The following is a 16,424-nucleotide window of genomic DNA, read 5'->3' on the forward strand; positions in this document are numbered from 1 at the left end:
AACGTCCCGGCTTCGCCCTGAGATCTCATTAAGGTTGTGCTATGCGTACCAACCCCACCGCAAGGGACTACACCAAAGCTTCGGTTCTTGATGCTGTCCTTTCAGAGGCACCTTTGACGCGGACCAGGCTGATCGAATTGACGCGATTGAGCCAGGCCACGGTGTCCCGGAAGGTGGATGAGCTTCGTTTTGACGGCTTCGTCGTCGAACAGGGAATCAATGCCGTCGCGCGCCGTGGCCGGCCCTCCACGTATCTGGATGTGCCGGGCACGGCGGGGCATGTTGTGGGCATCTCTTTCGGAGCACGGACCACATGCGTCCTGGTGACGGACCTGCGGGGCCGCGAGGTCAGGCACGTGATTGTTCCCAGCCTGGAAGGCGGCGATGTGGAAGCCACTGCCGAGTGGTTGCTGGACCTGGTTGTGGAAGCCAGCGATTCCGCCGAGGGGCCACTGCGCCAGATCGTCGCCGCCCTTCCTGGCCGTGTCCGCACGGGTACGGCAATTCTTCAGAAGACCTTTGAAGATCGATTGAATGCTCCCGTGGTGCTGGAGAGCGATGCCAGTGCGTCCCTTCGGGGGATCCTGAAGGATGACGCGAGCATTGGAAATGCTGTTCTCTTCATGCTGAGTACGGAGCTGAGCTTCGCCAGTTGCACTGATCATGAAATCGCCAAGGGCCGGACTTCGGCTTTCGGCCACCTGGGTGAGGTTCTGTTCTCCGGTGTCGGCAACGAGACACTGGAGGGACTGTTAAGCACAGAGGGACTCCTCCAATTCGCCAGTGGGCGGGGACTGGACCTGGACGACATCCAAGCGCTCTGGTCACAACCGAAGGATGCGGCATCCCGCGCGGAAGTGATGGAGGCATTTACGACGGCGGTCGTCGCCGCCGTCGGCGCTGTTGCCGTGACGCTTGACCCCGAGTCGGTATATTTCGTGGGGCGCCTGAGTCCGCTCGTGGACGAAGTCCTTCCTGAGGCACGCCGGCGGCTGGCGCAAAGCCTTCCCGTAGTCCCTGGGACCACGGTGGTGCCGCAAGTCGTCGGACTCTCGGTGGCTCAAGGAGCGGCGCATGCGGGGCTGGCTTTGGTCCACTCCCAGCTGCGGGAATCCATGCTCGAAGCCCAGTAGCAACCATGGATTGAACCTGGCGGTCTTGAAAAAGATCGTTGACAATCTACAACCAACCCGAGTATTGTCGACAATCGACGGATACTTCTCGAGCAGGTCTCGTCGACAATCGACGAAGATGACAATCCAAACTGGAGGAAAAAAATGGCATTCGACATCAAGCCGAAGTTCGTAACGTTCGACATGAACGGAACACTGATCAAGTTCGCTATCGCCGATGCGACCCGTGCGGTCCTGGGCGAGCGCCTGCCGGCAGAGCTCGCCGATGAATACGTGCAGGCCACCAAGGCATACCGGATCGATGAGTGCATGGGCGATTACAAGCCCTTCCACCAAATCATCGCCAACTCCATGGAACGCGCCTCACGCAGGCTCGGCCTTGAGTACCGCGAGGCCGACGCAAGGGCGGTTTACGAAATCGTCCCCACGTGGGGCCCGTACCCAGGTGTGACCGAAGCACTGAACCGCCTGGCCGAGGCCGTCCCCCTGGTCATCATTACCAACAGCGACACCGTCCATGCTGAGCGACTGTCGGAAAACCTCCAAGCTCCGTTCGCAACCGTCATCAGCGCCGAGCAGATGGGCATGTACAAGCCCCGGCTCGGAGCGTTTGAGTACATGTTCGACAAGCTTGGCGTCACGCCCGACGAAATTGTGCACGTCTCTGCGAGCCCGATGTACGACCACCGGTCCGCTGCCACCATGGGCATCAAGAACAAGGTGTACGTGGACCGTGGCTTCGAGCATGACGAGCACTGGCTCGGCTACGAGCGGATCACCGACATCGCCGAGCTCCCCGTCCTCTTCGGCCTGCCACGTCCTGCTGCTTCGTAAGAAAGACCTGATGACAGATGAGCGTCACTACGGCGGGCTCGGCTTTGGATCGGCTTCGGGCCCTTGGCCTGGAGCTTCCAACCCTCGCTGACAGCCCTTATTACGTGGACCACCGCGCCGTGGGTTCCAGTATCTACATCGCCGGCCAACTGCCTTACAAGGACGGTGTGCTGCTGGGCCAAGGCATCGTGGGCCGGGACGTGGGGCTGGAGACAGCGCGGGAGCTCGCCCGCCATGCCGCGCTCAATTGCCTCGCGGCGGCTGTGCAGGCGGTTGGAGACCTGGACCGGGTCCGGATCGTGCAGATGCTGGTGTTCGTGGCCAGTACGCCGGACTTCGGCCTGCAATCCCGGGTCGCCAACGCTGCCAGCGAACTGCTGATCGAAGTGTTGGGTGAGAACGGACGGCACGCCCGGACCGCAATCGGCGTCGCCGGGCTGCCGGCCAACACTCCTGTAGAGATCCAGATGATCTGCACAGCCGTTTAGTCGCGGACATGTTGGCGGCAAATTCATGAGGAGAACAGCGTGAACCGTATTCAAGGAGCACTCAACGCCCTGATCGAGCGGCTCGACACCCCGGCACCGATCGTGCTGGTCGACGTTATGCAGGACAACATCGATCGCATGCAAGGCTTTGCCGCCCGGCAGGACTTCGACGTTAGGCCGCATGTAAAAACGCATAAATGCGTCGAAATCGGTCGTCGCCAGGTCAAGGCCGGAGCTGTGGGAATCACCGCAGGCAACGTTGGTGAGGCCGAAGTCTTCGCCGCAGCGGGCTTCGACGATATCTTCATCGCCTACCCAATCTGGCCTTCGGGAACGAAAGGCCTGCGTATCCGCAAACTTGCCGTAACCACCCGGCTGCGGGTCGGCGTCGACAATTTCGCGGCGATCGATGCCCTTGCTGATGCGATGGGATCTGAAGCCGAACGGCTCCAGGTTGTGATTGAGGTGGACTGCGGAGCACGTCGTTCCGGTGCACCACCCGAGTTTGCCGGGGACCTCGCCGCCGCCGCCCGCAGGCGCGGACTGGTGCCGGTGGGCGTCTTCACCTATCCAGGGCATGGAAGCTCCAGCCCGGACGCCCGCCAGCGCGCTGCGATGGACCAGGAAGCCGCGCTCACCACAGCGGTGCGGAGCTTCAGCGCGGTGGGCATCAGCGCAGACGTCGTCAGCGCGGGTTCAACACCCACCATTGAGTACTCCACGAGCAAAGTGATCACCGAGATCAGGCCAGGCGAATACGTGTTCAATGACTTGAACAACACCCGACTCGGGGCCTGCACGGAAGATCAGATTGCCCTGTTCGTCGCTGGCACCGTGGTCAGCGACTGGGTTCCGGATCAGGTCATTCTCGATGTAGGCACCAAAGCTCTAAGCCGGGAAGGCAGCCCGCAGATCGGCTATGGCGCCGTCCCCGGCACGTCGGCCGTTCTCTCCAAGCTCAACGAGTACCACGGGTTCCTCCCCCTGCCGGCCGGCGATTTCCACCCGGGCGTTGGCACGGTGCTCCCGATCGTGCCGAACCACGTTTGCCCGGTTGTGGTCAATTTCGAGGAGTACATCGTCACTGACAGCACGGGCACATCGCTGGAACGGTGGCGGGTGGATGCCCGCGGATTCCTCAGCTGATTCGTGGGGGACGGCATGTCCGGCCCCCAGCCCGAAACCCAAGAAACATACCGTACAAGGACTGACCCCCATGAGACTTGATAAGACCACTGCCGTCATAACCGGTGCCACCAGCGGAATCGGGGAAGCAGTGAGCTCCCACTTCCGGCGCGAAGGCGCTCGACTGCTGCTCACCGGCCGCAGGGACCACCTCGACAGCGTCGAACCTGATGACGTGTACGTCCCCGGAGATCTCAATGACGAGGCTTTCGTCGAAGGCCTCGCCCGCCAGGCCGCCGAAGCGTTCGGCACCGTGGACGTCGTCGTCCTTAACCATGGCCTGCAGGTAAGCGGCCCGCTGACGGAGATGGCGTATGAGGACGCCAAGAACGTGCTGCACAGCAACCTCCTCAGCGCCTTCCTGATGATGAAGCATTTTGCACCATTGATGCCTGCCACGGGAGGCTCGTTCGTCCTGGTCAGTTCACGGCTGGGCATGGTTGGCAAGCCTGATGAAGTCCTTTACTCCGCAGCCAAGGGCGGCCTCATCATGCTCGCGAAGGGCGCCGCGATCGAATGGGCCGAACGCAATATCCGCGTCAACGTGGTCGCGCCGGGGCTGACCGTCACTCCGGTCATCGAGGCCTCGTTCCAGCGCAGGCCCGATCCCCAGGCCTACCGGGCAGAACGCGCGGGCCAGATTCCGCTCCGGCGCCTGGCCACTCCCGAAGAAATCGCCGACGCCATACTTTTCATGGCGTCCCCGGAATCGTCCTATATCACCGGCGCTGTACTGCCCGTCGACGGCGGCTACACCGCTTTCTAGCACCACAACGCCTTCCACTGGCTCACCGACTCCCCCACAAAGTAGGACAAAGATGAAAGCCCTCACAGCAACACCCCGAAACGGAGACCTCGGCTTCTGGATGGCCGGACTCGCGGAAAACCGGTCAACGTTCCCGCGTTTCGCAGGCCAGGGGTACGTGGATCTGGCAATCATAGGCGGTGGCTACACAGGCCTTTGGGCTGCGTACTTCGCCAAGAAGCTCGAGCCCTCACTCTCGGTGGCGGTTTTTGAGGCAGAACAAATCGGCTACGGAGCCTCCGGGCGAAACGGCGGCTGGCTTTCGGCGATGCCCCCAGGAAACCGGGCCACCTTCGCCCGCGCATCCGGAGAAGGGCTGGACGCAAGCCGGGCATTGCAGCAGGAGTTCGTGACCGGCGTCGACTCCGTCCTTAACATCCTTCAAGCCGAGGGCATCGACGCGGATCAGCACAAGGGCGGCGCGCTAGTCGCTGCCCATACAAAGGCGGGGCTAGACCGGCTGGTAGCCAGGCGTGACGCCGACTGGAAATATGGGTTGACTGAAGACGATGTCCACTTGCTCGACCGTGCCGAGTTCCAGAGCAAGATCAACATATCCACCGTCCACGGCGGGCTCTTCTACAAGCCCTGCGCCCGCATTCACCCGGCGAAACTTGTCTATGGCCTCGCGGACACCCTGACGTCCATGGGGGTGGGGATCTACGAAAACAGCCGGATAAACAGTATCGAGGGCAAGACCCTGACCTTGGCCAAGGGACAGGTCACGGCGGCCAAAACATTCATATGCACCGAGGGCTACTCCGGACAGCTGCTGGGCAGCAGGTCCTTGATACCGATCAACTCCTCGATGATCGTGACCAAGCCGCTGTCCGAGGAGGCCTGGCAGCAGATCGGCTGGAACGGGCTTCAATGCCTTAGCGATTCCGCACACACGTTCATCTATTCGCAGCGGACAGCGGACGGCCGCATAGCCATTGGCGGCCGCGGAAGGCCCTACCGCTACGGCTCCGGCACAGGCGGCGCCGGTGCCACAGCGCAGTCCACTGTTGACCTGATCTCCACCAAGCTTCGCTCCTTCTTCCCTGGCGTCCAGTTCGAAGTTGACCATGCCTGGTCCGGAGTCCTGGGCGTTACCCGCGACTGGAACGGTGGCGTGCGCTGGGACCAGGCCTCTGGAATCGGATCGTCCACCGGCTACGCCGGACACGGTATAACAGCCGCCTACGTGGGCGGACGAACACTCGCGGAATTGGCTTTCGAACGGGAAACGGAACGAACCGCACTCCCCTGGGTTGGCTACCGCGCACGGAAATGGGAACCGGAACCCATTCGCTGGCTGGGGGTTCACGGCATGTACAGGCTTTTTGGTCTTGCTGATCAGTGGGAAGAGCGCAAGGATTCCAGCAAGACGTCCCTCCTGGCCAGATTCGGCAGCAGGCTCGCCGGACTTCACGAATAATGCACCATCCAAAACCTTCATTTGAAACGCCCCGGAGGTACACCATGAAGACCATAAGCAGGATCCAGGCTGCAGCCGCAGGGTTTGCAATGCTGGTGGCCCTCACCGGCTGTGGCGGGGCAACAAGCACCTCCCCAACAGATCCGAAAACGGCCGACATCTCCGAGGGCGTCCAGCCTGACGAAAAGGCAGTGAGCCTGTTGCCGGCGTCCTATAAGGACAAGGGCGAACTGACGGTCGCCATGGACCTGCACTACCCGCCGACGACGTTCCTCGCCGAAGACAACTCGACGCCGATCGGCCTGAATCCGGACATTGCCCGCCTGATAGCAAAGAAGCTCGGCCTGAAGCTGAAGTTCGAGAACACCGTCTTCGACACGATCATTCCGGGCATTGACGGTGGCCGCTACGACTTCACCGTCACCACCATGGCACCAACACCGGAGCGCCTGAAGGTCCTGGACATGATCGACTACTTCAAGGCAGGCAACTCCGTGGCAGTGAGCGCGGGAAATCCGTTGAAACTCACCAACGAAACCCTGTGCGGCAAGAACATTGCCGTTACGGCCGGCTCCACAGGCCAACTCAAACGCCTCCCCGCCCTCTCGGAGCAGACCTGCACCTCCAAGGGACAGCCAGCGATCAACGCCGTGACGCTGCCCAACGTCCAGGACGCCCTGACCCAGCTGGCGTCCAAGCGCATCGACGGCATCCTCTACGACACAACCTCCCTCGCTTGGGCCGAGAAGCAGCAGCCCAAATCGTTTACCATCCTGACCCCCCAGATCAACGTCGGCTCCAGCGACCTGACGGCTATCGGACTGAAGAAGGGCTCTTCCCTGACCCCCGCCCTCCAGGCCGCCGTCCAATCCGTCCTGAACAGCCCGGAGTACAAGAAGTCCCTCTCGAATTGGGGCCTCGAATCCGGTGCCATCACCGATGCCAAGCTCAACTAGGAGACGTACTCCCCTCATGCAAACCATCAGTCACAGAAGCAAGGGCTTCGACGGAAAACTCGCCGTCATCGGCCTGGGCAGCATCGGAAGCATGGCACTCTGGCAGGCCTCCCGGCTTTCCGATGCCGTAGTCGGTTTCGAAGCACACACCCCGGCCCATGGACGCAGCGCCGTAGGCGGGGACACCCGGCTGTTCCGCATGATCTATCGAGGCAGCCCCGCGCACTACCCCATCCTGGAGCGCTCACGCGATCTTTGGGCGGAGCTGGAAGCGGAAACAGGACAGGACATCCTCACCCGCTGTGGCGGTCTCTCCATCGGCACCACCGATGGGACATACCTGCACAGCGTTCTGGAGACTGCCCGGATCAACGGCGCTGCCCACCAGATCCTGGGCCGAGAGGAAATGGCCGAACGCTACCCGCAGCACAACCTCCGGGCTGATGACGCCGCGGTGTTCGACCCCAACGCCGGGGTCCTACGGACCGACCGGGCAGTAACTGCAGCAATTGCCGCTGCACAGGCCAACGACGCAACGGTCCTTAGTAACACTCCTGTTACCAGCATCCGGGAAACCAGCGACGGCGTTGTGGTCACCTCCGGGGACACCTCCTGGACTTTCGAGAACGTCATCGTCGCCTCAGGGGGTTGGTCCCAGCGGCTCATGCCTGACTACCTGAAGGCGCACACCGAAACCCGCAGAGTTTTCCTGAGCTGGTTTGTTGCCCGCGACGCAGCCCAGTTCACACCGGAAAAGTTCCCCACTTTCAGCCGGATGTACGACGACCGCTCCATGTATGGGGCACCCGCAGTCGACGGCGTTACAGTCAAAGCCACCCTGGACGGCCGGGGCACGGTGACAACTGACCCCGATGCTTTCCCCAGGGAGCTCACAACAGCCGAAATTGCCGACACTTTGGAAACCGTCAGCGAATTCCTCCCCGGCCTGGTTCCCAGCATCGTCCGCTCCGACGCCTTCCCTGACCTCTACACCGAGGACCGGAACCCGCTGTTGGGCTGGCTCGGCGGGTCAAGCAGGATCTACTGCGCCACAGGCTTCTCCGGAGGCGGATTCAAAAACGCCACGGGCTTCGGCCACATCGCCGCGTACGAGTCGCTCGGCAAACACTCGCTCGACGGCCTGGAATTCGTACGCCCGGAACGGTTCAGGACGAGCTAGCGCCGGTATAATCGACAATCGACAAAGGAGGCGGAATATGGACCGCAAGTTCACGTGGCAGGAACAGCGGATGACGACGCCGGACGGTGTCTACCGCGTACTCCGCACCGCCATCCTGAACGGAACAGTGCCTCCAGGGGAACAACTTCGCGAGACGCACATCGCCGCAGACCTCGGTATCAGTCGGTCCCCGCTGCGTGAAGCGCTGACCAAACTTGAGGAGGAAGGGCTGGTGGTCAAGATCCCCTTCCGGGGGTCCTTCGTCGTGGAAGTCAGTGCTCGCGACGTCGCAGAAATCGCGTCGATCCGAGTACTCGTCGAGCCCTATGCTGCCGAGCTCTCGGCGCCCACCCTGCGGGGTCCCGAGCGGCTCCGGCTCAAGCAAACCATCGAGGAACTGTACCGGGCCACCGACACCAACGACATCCCCGCCAGCATTGACGCCCACCTTCGTTTCCACAGGCTCTTCTACGAATTTTCGGGGAACACCGCGCTGCGAAACATGTGGACCGGGTGGGAGAACAAGCTGCGTCTCTATCTGGCGGTCGATCACCGTACTTATAGCGACCTACACGACATCGCTGTTGAGCACGAGAAATTAGCTGAGCTTGCTCTGGCAGGAGACTTTGATGCCTTCCGCCAGGAAATGGTCAGCCAATTCCAGAATGCTCTCCACGAAGAACCTCTACAGCAGAAAATAACCGGGGCAGAAGTAAACGGGCCTTCTGCGACGCCTCGGGCCGTGCCTTAGTCCACAAACTCCGACTGGGTCTCGATGAAGTCCCAGTCGGCCGGCGTCAGCACGCCGCTGACCTTTTCCGGATGGGGCCCGCCAGCCTCGGCAATATGCTGGAGCACCTGCAAGGGAAGTTCCTCTGCGCGCAGGTTTTCACGCAGCCATTCCTTGCTGTCCAAGTGCAGGTCCAGCCACCACATGAAAATTTCCATCGCAGACCACCTTCCTTCGGATTAACCGTAGGCCCGGGCTGGTGCTGCTACAAGAGTCCGCGTCCAACAACCCTTGTGGCGAGGGCCGGAGCAGGGCCAATCTGTACGTAGGGCCCGGCTATGCCAGGAACCACAGAAGGATCCGCGATGGACTGTGACATCGAGCTGGAAATCACTACCGGCTCTGCACGCGGCGAATATACGGTGCACGTGGTCCGTGCACCGGCGGGAGGCCACGCTTCCGGAATGTTCACCTTGGACGTTGACGACATCCAGGACCGGCTCCCCCAACTCGAAGCCACGGTCCTTGCGTCCGCTGTCGCAGCCCGAAGAACCCTGCCCGTCGCCGAAGCAGCGGTCCGCGAAGTTGGCCAGCAATTGTTCCAGGCTCTCTTTACCCGCGAGGTCTACGGCACGTACAGAGCCAGCCTCGGCGCCGCGCAGCATGCAGGCCAGCAACTCAGGGTAGTCCTAAGGCTCGCGGCTCCAGAGCTTGCCACCATGCCATGGGAAACCCTCTTCGACCCCGAAACCGAAACGTACTTGTGCCAAACAGAACCCCTGTTGAGGCACATCCCTGCCCCCGATTACAACCAGAATCCCCTGGACGTCGCCCCTCCCTTGAGAATCCTGGGCATTGTCGCCTCACCACGGGACCTCCCGACGCTGGACGTGCAAGCTGAGAAAGAACACTTGGGCAGGGCACTGGCCGGTCCCGTCGCGGAAGGCCGGGTGGAACTTGTCTGGTCCAGGAGCGGAACCTGGGACGACATCCAGTCAATGTTGCTCGCCGGCCCGTGGCACGTGGTCCACTTTGTGGGCCATGGCGATTACGATTCCCGCACCGACGAGGGAAGGATCGCCCTGGTTGGCCCCGACGGCAGGGCAGCGATGGTCCGCGCCGTTCGGCTCATGGCCCTGCTGAGTGTCGCAGCACCACGCCCCCGCCTCGTTGTGCTGAACTCGTGCTCGTCCGGGGAGATGGGTCAATCGGATCTCTTCTCGGGCACCGCTTCGGCGCTGGTCAGGAGCGGTATCGGCGCTGTCGCGGCCATGCAGTTCGCCATCAGCGACTCCGCCGCAATCGCCTTCGCTCATGGCTTCTACGCCGCGATCGCCAACGGCCGGACAGTGGACGAGGCCGCCCGCGTCGGCCGGATCTCCGTGATGGCGAGTCCCGATGGCACCTTGGAGTGGGTCACCCCGGCCCTCTACGTTCGCGGCGGCACCACGCAACTGTTCACGCTCAAAGGCACGCCACGCGCTTCCGTGCCGCTCGAAAGTACGACGCCGGGACGCACCTCGGGCGCCGCCGGCACCGCAGGGGATCCAGGCGTTAACGTGGGACCGGTCGAGGTTGACGCCGGCGCAGCCCGGGCAGCCCAGGCCAACGCCGAACACGCCATGAAGCGCGCCCAATTGCGAGCCCTGTATGTGCAGGCCTCCGCCGAATTGAGGGCGCGAAGGTACGAGCAAGCTGTTGAGTTGTTCAGCGACCTCCTGATGCTGGAACCCGAATACCGTGATGCCACCGCACTCCGTGACAACGCCCAGGAACGCTTGGAATTGTCCGGAGCGTACCGTGATGCTTTGGCCGCTGAAGAAGCCGGCGATTGGCTGGCCGCAGCAGATGGCTTCGCCCGCGTCCAGGACGACCCCGCCTACCCCGATGCCGCGGCCCGTCGAAAGGACTGCGAGCGCAGGCAACGCGTGGCGGACCTGCAGGGCGAGCTCCGCTATCACTCGTCGTTGGGCTCATGGGAAACCGTGGTGGACGTCTCGAATGAGCTGGCCACCCTGGACCCCGGCGCCGCCGACCCCGACGGACTCGCCACGGCAGCCAGGGCCCAGCTAACCAAGGCGACCCCGCCGGAACCACCACCCGCTGCAGAACCACCATCGGAAGAGCAGCCGACGGAGCACCACGGGTCCTACACTGCCTTCGAGCCTCCGCCGGAGCCCGCGCGCCAGCCCGGAATGTCTGCGATCCAAGCCACCGGCCCGGGCCAGCCCACGGCACCAAGCAGCCCGTCGCCGTCGTACGCCGCGCCCAAGGCCACAAACCCGCGGACCGAAAGGCCGCCGTCGAACGCCAAAAACGGCACTAAGTCTCCAGCCGGGCCACCGGCCTGGGTTCCCTTGACGTGGGGCGCGGCGGCGCTGACCCTGGCGGGCCTGATCGGAGCATGCTTCGCGGTCTACTTCATCTGGATCGACGACAACTACTGGTACGAGAGCGGCGGAGATGGCTCCCTCCGGATCGTCTACGGTCTGATCGCTCCGTTCGGATACCTCATGCTCGCTGTGGCGGGATTGCCCGAGCGGACCGTCCTGGGCCGCACGGTCATGGCCGGGCTGGTAGTTTCCCATGCAGTGTTCGGCCTGTCGGGTCTGAATTACGCAGTGGAAGCAACAGCGGTGGCAGGAAGCTTCGCCGTAGCCGGGGTGGGCCTGTGGGCGGGGGTCCTGGCGCTTAGGTCCCAGCCGGGCAGGAACCTTGGATGGCTGTTGTTGCTCGCCACTGTCTCCGTGCCCCTCGTCTGGATCCAGGACAAGGGAACCTTCATGGAGTCCTGGTATCGGACGCAGGCGTACTTCGCACTGGTCCAGCTTCTGGTGCTGGGCGCCGCGGGGACGGGGATGCTGGTGGCGGCCCGCCGCCTGCGCACGCCCTCGCCGGAAAGGACATCATCATGAGCCACTTGGTTGAGTTCGCCACCGACGACGGCGGCACGGTAGTTGTGGAGGTCGCGAGCACCGCCGGGAGCATCGTGACCCGGGGTGGCGATCATGCGGGGGATCATTCCGGCGTCTTCGCGAGGGCCCAGCAGACGTTCCAGCGAGCCTTGGAACATGTTCGACCCGCTGTCCAGGGCGTGATAGACGAGCTGCTGAGCCTGGAGAACCGGCCGGACGAGGTCAGCGTGGAGTTCGGCATAGATCTCCACGCCGAGGCAGGGGCGTTTATCGCGTCGGCGAGCACGGCGTCGAACTTCAAAGTGCGGCTGACGTGGAACAAGCCGGCCGATCCCAACTAGCCCGGGTGGGCAGACAGCCTGTTCAAGGACACCTCGCGGCGCAACAATAAGGTATGGCTGCGGAGAATTTCAGCGGACGGATTCCTTTGGTTGTCGGCGTCCTGCCCGACCAGCATGTGGAGGTGCTGCAAACGGCGCGGACCCTGGCTGAACAACTCGGCGTGCCGCTGGTTTGTGCGTATGTTGACGAGGCAAGCTACCTCGTTGAATGGGATCCGGCCCGGGAGACCCACCGGATGTCCCTGCATCCGGAGAAGGACGACGAGGATTTCGCGGCGGTCCGAAGCGATCTGGGCAAAGTCATCGGCGAGGCCATGGACGGCGGCTCAACGGATTGGACTCTGCGTTTGCTGGCTGGAGATCCCGCCCGCGCCTTGGGCCGGCTCGCCGAGGACATCCATGCCTCGATGATCATTGTCGGTACGCCGGAGCCTGGCCTGGGACACCGTATTTCCGAGGCTTTGAACGGATCGGTTGCGGCATGGCTGAGCCACCACCAGCGGCGGCCCGTGCTGATCGTGCCGCAGAAAAAGCCGCAGGAAGCTGCCCGTAAAAACTAAAGCGAAAGTACTTATTCGAGGTGGTGGCAATGCCGTCCCGCCCAACGTAGAGTGATTACTGCAGGACGGCGAAAGCACCTGCTTAAAGACCGCTCCGGAGTGCGTATCCCCCAATAACGCACTCCGGAGCTCTTTGTTTAACCCGCTGCCCCCGCTACCTCACGAACGTGTAGAGCAGCGCCGCCATACCGAATCCCACAATGGACAGCACCGTTTCCAGCACGGTCCAGGTCTTCAGGGTGTCCTTGACGGACATGTTGAAGTACTTGGAGATGATCCAGAAGCCGCCGTCGTTCACGTGGCTGGCGATGATGGAGCCGGAGGAGATGGCCACCACGATCAACGCGAGCTGCGGCTGGGAGTAACCGGACGCCAGGCTCGGGGCCAGGATGCCGCCGGTCGTTACGATCGCCACTGTTGCCGAGCCCTGCGCAATGCGCATGCCTGCACTGATGACGAACGCGGAAAGGATGATCGGCAGGCCGGCCTGGGCCAGCGAGTCCGCCACAGCCTTGCCAACACCCGTCGCCGAGAGCACCGCGCCGAAGAAAGCACCGGCGCCAACAACCAGCAGGATCATGCCCACGGGACGCAGTGAGGAGCCAGTGATTTCGCTGAGTTCGGCGGAGCTCATGCCGCGTCGGATACCCAGGAGCCACATGGCCAGCAGCACGGCAACGGTCAGCGCAATGGCCGGGTTACCGAAGAACTGGAGGATGTCCCGGAAAACACCGGGAGGAGCACAGATGTTGCCGAAGGTACCACCGAGGATGAGGATCATGGGCAGGCCGATGGCCAACAGCACCAGTCCGATGGACGGCTCGTGGCCGCGGGCTTCCTCGGCCTCGGGAACGATGCGGTCCTCGGGCACGGTAACCATGACACGCCTGCCGATCCACGTGCCCCACAAAATACCGGAAGCGAACCAGGCCGGGATGCCGCAGATGAGGCCCATGAGGATGATCCAACCAAGGTCAACATGGAACAGGCCGGCGGCAGCAACGGGTCCGGGGTGCGGAGGCAGGAAGGCGTGCGTCACGGACAGGCCAGCCAGCAACGGAAGTGCATACAGTGCCAGCGACTTACCGCCGCGAACAGCAGCGACGTAAACCAACGGCGCCAGGACGAAGATGCCGATATCGAAGAACACCGGGATACCCAGCACAAAGCCGGTGATACCCATGGCGAGTGGAGTGCCCTTTTCGCCGAAGATCTTCACGAGCCTGCCGAGCAGCACTTCCGCGCCACCAGAGCGTTCGAGGATGGCACCGAGCACCGTACCAAGGCCGATGATCACTGTGATGTGGCCAAGGATGCCGGCGAAGCCCTTCTCAATCAGGGCGTCACTGCTCTTGGTGGCCGAGCCGACCAGCGCCTCCACTGAGACCCCACCCACCAAAGCCACGATCACGCCGGTTCCCACGAGGGCGATGAACGGTTCGAGCTTGACCTTGATGATCAGGAACAGCAGGAGGGCGATGCCCGCGCCTGCCAGGAGGAGCAGGCCGGCGGTGTCGTGCCGCAGCCATTCGAGGAATTCATTCATGGGCGTTTCTTTCTGGGTAAGTCCTACTTGAGGGTGCCGGTAAATGCGGCGGCACGGGCCGCGATGTCTGCCCAGTTGCCTGCAGCGACAGCTGCGGGCGGGACCACGCTGGTGCCACAGCAGACTGCGGCAGCACCGGCGTCGAGGTAGCTCTTGGCGTTGGAGGCGTCGATGCCTCCCGAAGGCAACAAGCGGATGCCCGGGTAGGGGCCCTGCAGGTCCTTTAGGTATGCCGGGCCGAGCTGCCGGGCAGGGAAAATCTTGACGACGCCGGACCCCAGGTCCAGGGCTTGCGCTACTTCGGTGGGCGTCATGGCTCCGAGGCTGAAGGGAATTCCAGCGGCCACGGCCACTGCGGCAACTTCGGGTCGGAGGCCGGGCGTCACCAGGAACTGCGCACCGGCGTCGATCGCGGCGCGGGCTTGGTCTGCGGTCATGACCGTGCCAATTCCGACGGCGGCACCATGGTCCGCCGCGGTCTCGGCGGCCCGCTTGACATGCTTGAGCGCATCCGGGGTGGTGAACGTCAGTTCGACGCTGCGGATGCCGCCGTCGGACAGTGCCTTGCAGAGATCCGCGGCGTCCGTGATGGACGGAGCGCGGACCACGGCCAAGGCGCGGTCGGCTTCAAGCTGCTGGAGGAATTGTTCAGGGGTCATGGGGTGGTACTGCTTCCTTTTCCTTCTCGGGTGAGTCCGTCACTGTGTCGGCGCAGGGCCCGGCCGGCGCGGGCGCCGGTGGGCTGGCCGCCGTCGATTGCTGCCGTCCCGTTGACGAATACGTGGTGGATGCCGGTGGCGGCTTGGCGGGGATTCTCGAAAGTGGCTTCGTCCCGGATGGTTTCCGGATCGAACAGCACGACGTCGGCCGCGTAGCCTTCGCGGATCAGGCCCCTATTGTGGAGTTTGAGTCGTGCGGCGGGACGGCCCGTCAGGTGCTGGACGGTCTCCTCAAGGCTCAGCAGTCCAAGGTCGCGGGAGTAGTGGCCGAGGTAGCGCGGGAACGTGCCCCAAGCGCGCGGGTGTGGCTTGGCGCCGACCAGGAGTCCGTCACTGCCGCCGGTGTGCGTGCGGTGTTTCATGATGGCCTGGACGTTTTCTTCGTGACCCACATGTTGCAGGATGCCGGTGCCGAGGCGATCGTCCGTGAGGATCTGCACGAAGACATCGAAAGGCTCTTGGCTGCCCTCAGCGGCGATGTCCTTGATGGTTTTCCCGACGTAGCCGGCGAGCGCCACGTTCTGGACGCCGCTGATTTCCAGCGTGTCCCACTCGGCCACTACGCCATGGCAGCCGTCGGATCCGTAGATCTCCACGGCTTCCCGGATCCGTGCGCGGGTTTCCGGGTCTGCCAGCCGCGCGAGCGTGGCCTCTGTCCCGCCCGAAGAGGCCCAGCTGGGAAGGATCGCCGAGAGCGTGGTGGCCCCGGGGAGGTAGGGGTAAGTGTCCAGGGTGATGTCCACGCCTTGATCCAGGGCTTCGTCGATCAGGTCCAGGAGTTCGCCCGCACGGCCCTTGTTCTCCGCGAAATTCATCGTGGCGTGGGAGAGGTGCAGGGCGCAGCCGGTATCGCGGCTCAGCCCGATCATCTCAGCGTAAGCACCCAGCGCGCCTTTGCCGTAGGAGCGGTGGTGCGGTGCGTAGAAACCGCCCAGTTCGCCCACGGTCCGGCAGAGTCCGGCCAGTTCCTCGGTCTGCGCGTACATCCCCGGCGTGTAGGTGAGGCCCGAGGACATTCCCACGGCGCCTTCATCCATTGCTGTTCGAATGACGTCCTGCATCTGCTGCTGTTGCTCCGGCGTGGGGTCGCCTTCGGCGAAGCCCATCACCATGGCCCGGACGGTTCCCTGCGGTACAAGGTAGGCGGCGTTGGTTGCGATCCGGCCTGTAGTGCCATCCTCATCGATGACCTCGGAATCCAACCGGTCCAGGTACTCGCGCACGGTCCGCCAGTTCCAGTCGAAGCCTGCCGGGTTGTCGTTCCAGCCGGCGATCTTCTCGCGGACGCCGGCCAGCGTGGCATCATCTACGGGCGCATAGGAAAGGCCGTCCTGTCCCAGCAGTTCCGTGGTGACGCCTTGGCTGAGCTTGGCGTAGTGCTTCCTATTAACAAGCAGCTGCAGGTCAGAGTGGGCGTGCATATCGATGAAGCCAGGACTCAGGACCAGTCCAGTGGCATCGATGATGCGGTCGGCCACGGTTTCGGCCGCGGTGAGGGTTCCGGCGTCGACGACGGCGGCAATCACCGCGCCGTCCAGCAGGACGTCCGCGAGGCGGCGGTCCGCTCCGGTTCCGTCCACCAGGGTGGCGTTGCTGATGAGGGTCTTCATGG

16 protein-coding genes are annotated in these 16,424 nt (G+C 63.2%); 12 read left to right on the top strand and 4 right to left on the bottom strand.

Annotation, left to right across the window (positions count from 1 at the left end):
• Positions 1 to 41 precede the first annotated feature (41 nt).
• The 9 genes from LDN75_RS23465 (at position 42) to LDN75_RS23505 (ending at position 8,752) form a co-directional block, all read left to right on the top strand.
• Complete coding sequence (locus LDN75_RS23465; protein ID WP_223935068.1) at positions 42 to 1,133, top strand: ROK family protein; 1,092 nt, start codon at positions 42 to 44, stop codon at positions 1,131 to 1,133.
• Between the two features lie 144 nt (positions 1,134 to 1,277).
• The gene (locus LDN75_RS23470; protein ID WP_223935069.1) at positions 1,278 to 1,967 is read left to right on the top strand and encodes a haloacid dehalogenase type II; all 690 of its coding nucleotides are present in this window, start codon (positions 1,278 to 1,280) and stop codon (positions 1,965 to 1,967) included.
• A gap of 17 nt (positions 1,968 to 1,984) precedes the next feature.
• Positions 1,985 to 2,455, top strand: a complete 471-nt coding sequence (locus LDN75_RS23475) for a RidA family protein (protein WP_223935070.1) — start codon at positions 1,985 to 1,987, stop codon at positions 2,453 to 2,455.
• Positions 2,456 to 2,494: 39 nt separating this feature from the next.
• Complete coding sequence (locus LDN75_RS23480; RefSeq protein ID WP_223935071.1) at positions 2,495 to 3,601, top strand: alanine racemase; 1,107 nt, start codon at positions 2,495 to 2,497, stop codon at positions 3,599 to 3,601.
• 70 nt (positions 3,602 to 3,671) lie between these two features.
• Positions 3,672 to 4,406 carry an SDR family oxidoreductase gene (locus tag LDN75_RS23485; RefSeq protein ID WP_223935072.1) on the top strand — a complete coding sequence of 245 codons (735 nt, stop codon included), beginning with the start codon at positions 3,672 to 3,674 and terminating at the stop codon, positions 4,404 to 4,406.
• Positions 4,407 to 4,458: 52 nt separating this feature from the next.
• Positions 4,459 to 5,865: an FAD-dependent oxidoreductase gene (locus LDN75_RS23490; RefSeq protein WP_223935073.1), complete on the top strand. Its 1,407-nt coding sequence runs from the start codon at positions 4,459 to 4,461 to the stop codon at positions 5,863 to 5,865.
• Positions 5,866 to 5,909: 44 nt separating this feature from the next.
• Positions 5,910 to 6,821: an ABC transporter substrate-binding protein gene (locus LDN75_RS23495; RefSeq protein WP_223935074.1), complete on the top strand. Its 912-nt coding sequence runs from the start codon at positions 5,910 to 5,912 to the stop codon at positions 6,819 to 6,821.
• A 16-nt stretch (positions 6,822 to 6,837) separates the two neighbouring features.
• On the top strand, positions 6,838 to 8,001 hold the full coding sequence (locus LDN75_RS23500; RefSeq protein WP_223935075.1) for an FAD-dependent oxidoreductase: 1,164 nt from the start codon (positions 6,838 to 6,840) through the stop codon (positions 7,999 to 8,001).
• A gap of 37 nt (positions 8,002 to 8,038) precedes the next feature.
• Positions 8,039 to 8,752: a GntR family transcriptional regulator gene (locus LDN75_RS23505; RefSeq protein ID WP_223935076.1), complete on the top strand. Its 714-nt coding sequence runs from the start codon at positions 8,039 to 8,041 to the stop codon at positions 8,750 to 8,752.
• On the opposite strand, the gene LDN75_RS23510 is transcribed toward LDN75_RS23505, so the two are convergent.
• Positions 8,749 to 8,949, bottom strand: coding sequence for a hypothetical protein (locus tag LDN75_RS23510; RefSeq protein ID WP_223935077.1), 201 nt, complete (start codon positions 8,947 to 8,949; stop codon positions 8,749 to 8,751). The genes LDN75_RS23505 and LDN75_RS23510 overlap by 4 nt on opposite strands.
• Positions 8,950 to 9,096: 147 nt before the next feature.
• Here LDN75_RS23510 and LDN75_RS23515 point away from each other — a divergent pair, with 147 nt between their 5' ends.
• Genes LDN75_RS23515 through LDN75_RS23525 form a run of 3 tightly spaced genes read left to right on the top strand, consistent with a single transcriptional unit; the run spans position 9,097 to position 12,547 of the window.
• A complete protein-coding gene (locus tag LDN75_RS23515) occupies positions 9,097 to 11,646 on the top strand; it encodes a CHAT domain-containing protein (RefSeq protein ID WP_223935078.1) in 2,550 nt (849 codons plus the stop codon).
• Entirely contained in the window at positions 11,643 to 11,987 is a 345-nt protein-coding gene (locus tag LDN75_RS23520; protein WP_223935079.1) for a CU044_2847 family protein, read from the top strand. The genes LDN75_RS23515 and LDN75_RS23520 overlap by 4 nt, the downstream gene beginning before the upstream one ends.
• Before the next feature lie 53 nt (positions 11,988 to 12,040).
• The gene (locus LDN75_RS23525) at positions 12,041 to 12,547 is read left to right on the top strand and encodes a universal stress protein (protein ID WP_223935080.1); all 507 of its coding nucleotides are present in this window, start codon (positions 12,041 to 12,043) and stop codon (positions 12,545 to 12,547) included.
• 154 nt (positions 12,548 to 12,701) lie between these two features.
• Here the strand turns inward: LDN75_RS23525 and LDN75_RS23530 are convergent, their stop codons facing one another.
• The 3 genes from LDN75_RS23530 to LDN75_RS23540 are packed head-to-tail and all read right to left on the bottom strand — an operon-like array spanning position 12,702 to position 16,422.
• A complete protein-coding gene (locus tag LDN75_RS23530; protein WP_223935081.1) occupies positions 12,702 to 14,093 on the bottom strand; it encodes a gluconate:H+ symporter in 1,392 nt (463 codons plus the stop codon).
• Between the two features lie 23 nt (positions 14,094 to 14,116).
• Positions 14,117 to 14,752: a bifunctional 4-hydroxy-2-oxoglutarate aldolase/2-dehydro-3-deoxy-phosphogluconate aldolase gene (locus tag LDN75_RS23535; RefSeq protein ID WP_223935082.1), complete on the bottom strand. Its 636-nt coding sequence runs from the start codon at positions 14,750 to 14,752 to the stop codon at positions 14,117 to 14,119.
• Positions 14,749 to 16,422: a D-aminoacylase gene (locus LDN75_RS23540; RefSeq protein ID WP_223935083.1), complete on the bottom strand. Its 1,674-nt coding sequence runs from the start codon at positions 16,420 to 16,422 to the stop codon at positions 14,749 to 14,751. The genes LDN75_RS23535 and LDN75_RS23540 overlap by 4 nt, the downstream gene beginning before the upstream one ends.
• Positions 16,423 to 16,424: the final 2 nt, after the last annotated feature.

The organism is Arthrobacter sp. StoSoilB5, from assembly GCF_019977235.1.
GTDB lineage: Bacteria > Actinomycetota > Actinomycetes > Actinomycetales > Micrococcaceae > Arthrobacter.

What these genes read in the sequence shown, in the direction of transcription:
- LDN75_RS23470 (WP_223935069.1), top strand. Translation starts at nt 1,278, where the DNA reads ATGGCATTCGACATCAAGCCGAAGTTCGTAACGTTCGACATGAACGGA.
- LDN75_RS23505 (WP_223935076.1), top strand. Translation starts at nt 8,039, where the DNA reads ATGGACCGCAAGTTCACGTGGCAGGAACAGCGGATGACGACGCCGGAC.
- LDN75_RS23475 (WP_223935070.1), top strand. Translation starts at nt 1,985, where the DNA reads ATGAGCGTCACTACGGCGGGCTCGGCTTTGGATCGGCTTCGGGCCCTT.
- LDN75_RS23535 (WP_223935082.1), bottom strand. Translation starts at nt 14,752, where the DNA reads ATGACCCCTGAACAATTCCTCCAGCAGCTTGAAGCCGACCGCGCCTTG.
- LDN75_RS23510 (WP_223935077.1), bottom strand. Translation starts at nt 8,949, where the DNA reads ATGGAAATTTTCATGTGGTGGCTGGACCTGCACTTGGACAGCAAGGAA.
- LDN75_RS23530 (WP_223935081.1), bottom strand. Translation starts at nt 14,093, where the DNA reads ATGAATGAATTCCTCGAATGGCTGCGGCACGACACCGCCGGCCTGCTC.
- LDN75_RS23520 (WP_223935079.1), top strand. Translation starts at nt 11,643, where the DNA reads ATGAGCCACTTGGTTGAGTTCGCCACCGACGACGGCGGCACGGTAGTT.
- LDN75_RS23485 (WP_223935072.1), top strand. Translation starts at nt 3,672, where the DNA reads ATGAGACTTGATAAGACCACTGCCGTCATAACCGGTGCCACCAGCGGA.
- LDN75_RS23500 (WP_223935075.1), top strand. Translation starts at nt 6,838, where the DNA reads ATGCAAACCATCAGTCACAGAAGCAAGGGCTTCGACGGAAAACTCGCC.
- LDN75_RS23515 (WP_223935078.1), top strand. Translation starts at nt 9,097, where the DNA reads ATGGACTGTGACATCGAGCTGGAAATCACTACCGGCTCTGCACGCGGC.
- LDN75_RS23540 (WP_223935083.1), bottom strand. Translation starts at nt 16,422, where the DNA reads ATGAAGACCCTCATCAGCAACGCCACCCTGGTGGACGGAACCGGAGCG.
- LDN75_RS23465 (WP_223935068.1), top strand. Translation starts at nt 42, where the DNA reads ATGCGTACCAACCCCACCGCAAGGGACTACACCAAAGCTTCGGTTCTT.
- LDN75_RS23495 (WP_223935074.1), top strand. Translation starts at nt 5,910, where the DNA reads ATGAAGACCATAAGCAGGATCCAGGCTGCAGCCGCAGGGTTTGCAATG.
- LDN75_RS23525 (WP_223935080.1), top strand. Translation starts at nt 12,041, where the DNA reads ATGGCTGCGGAGAATTTCAGCGGACGGATTCCTTTGGTTGTCGGCGTC.
- LDN75_RS23490 (WP_223935073.1), top strand. Translation starts at nt 4,459, where the DNA reads ATGAAAGCCCTCACAGCAACACCCCGAAACGGAGACCTCGGCTTCTGG.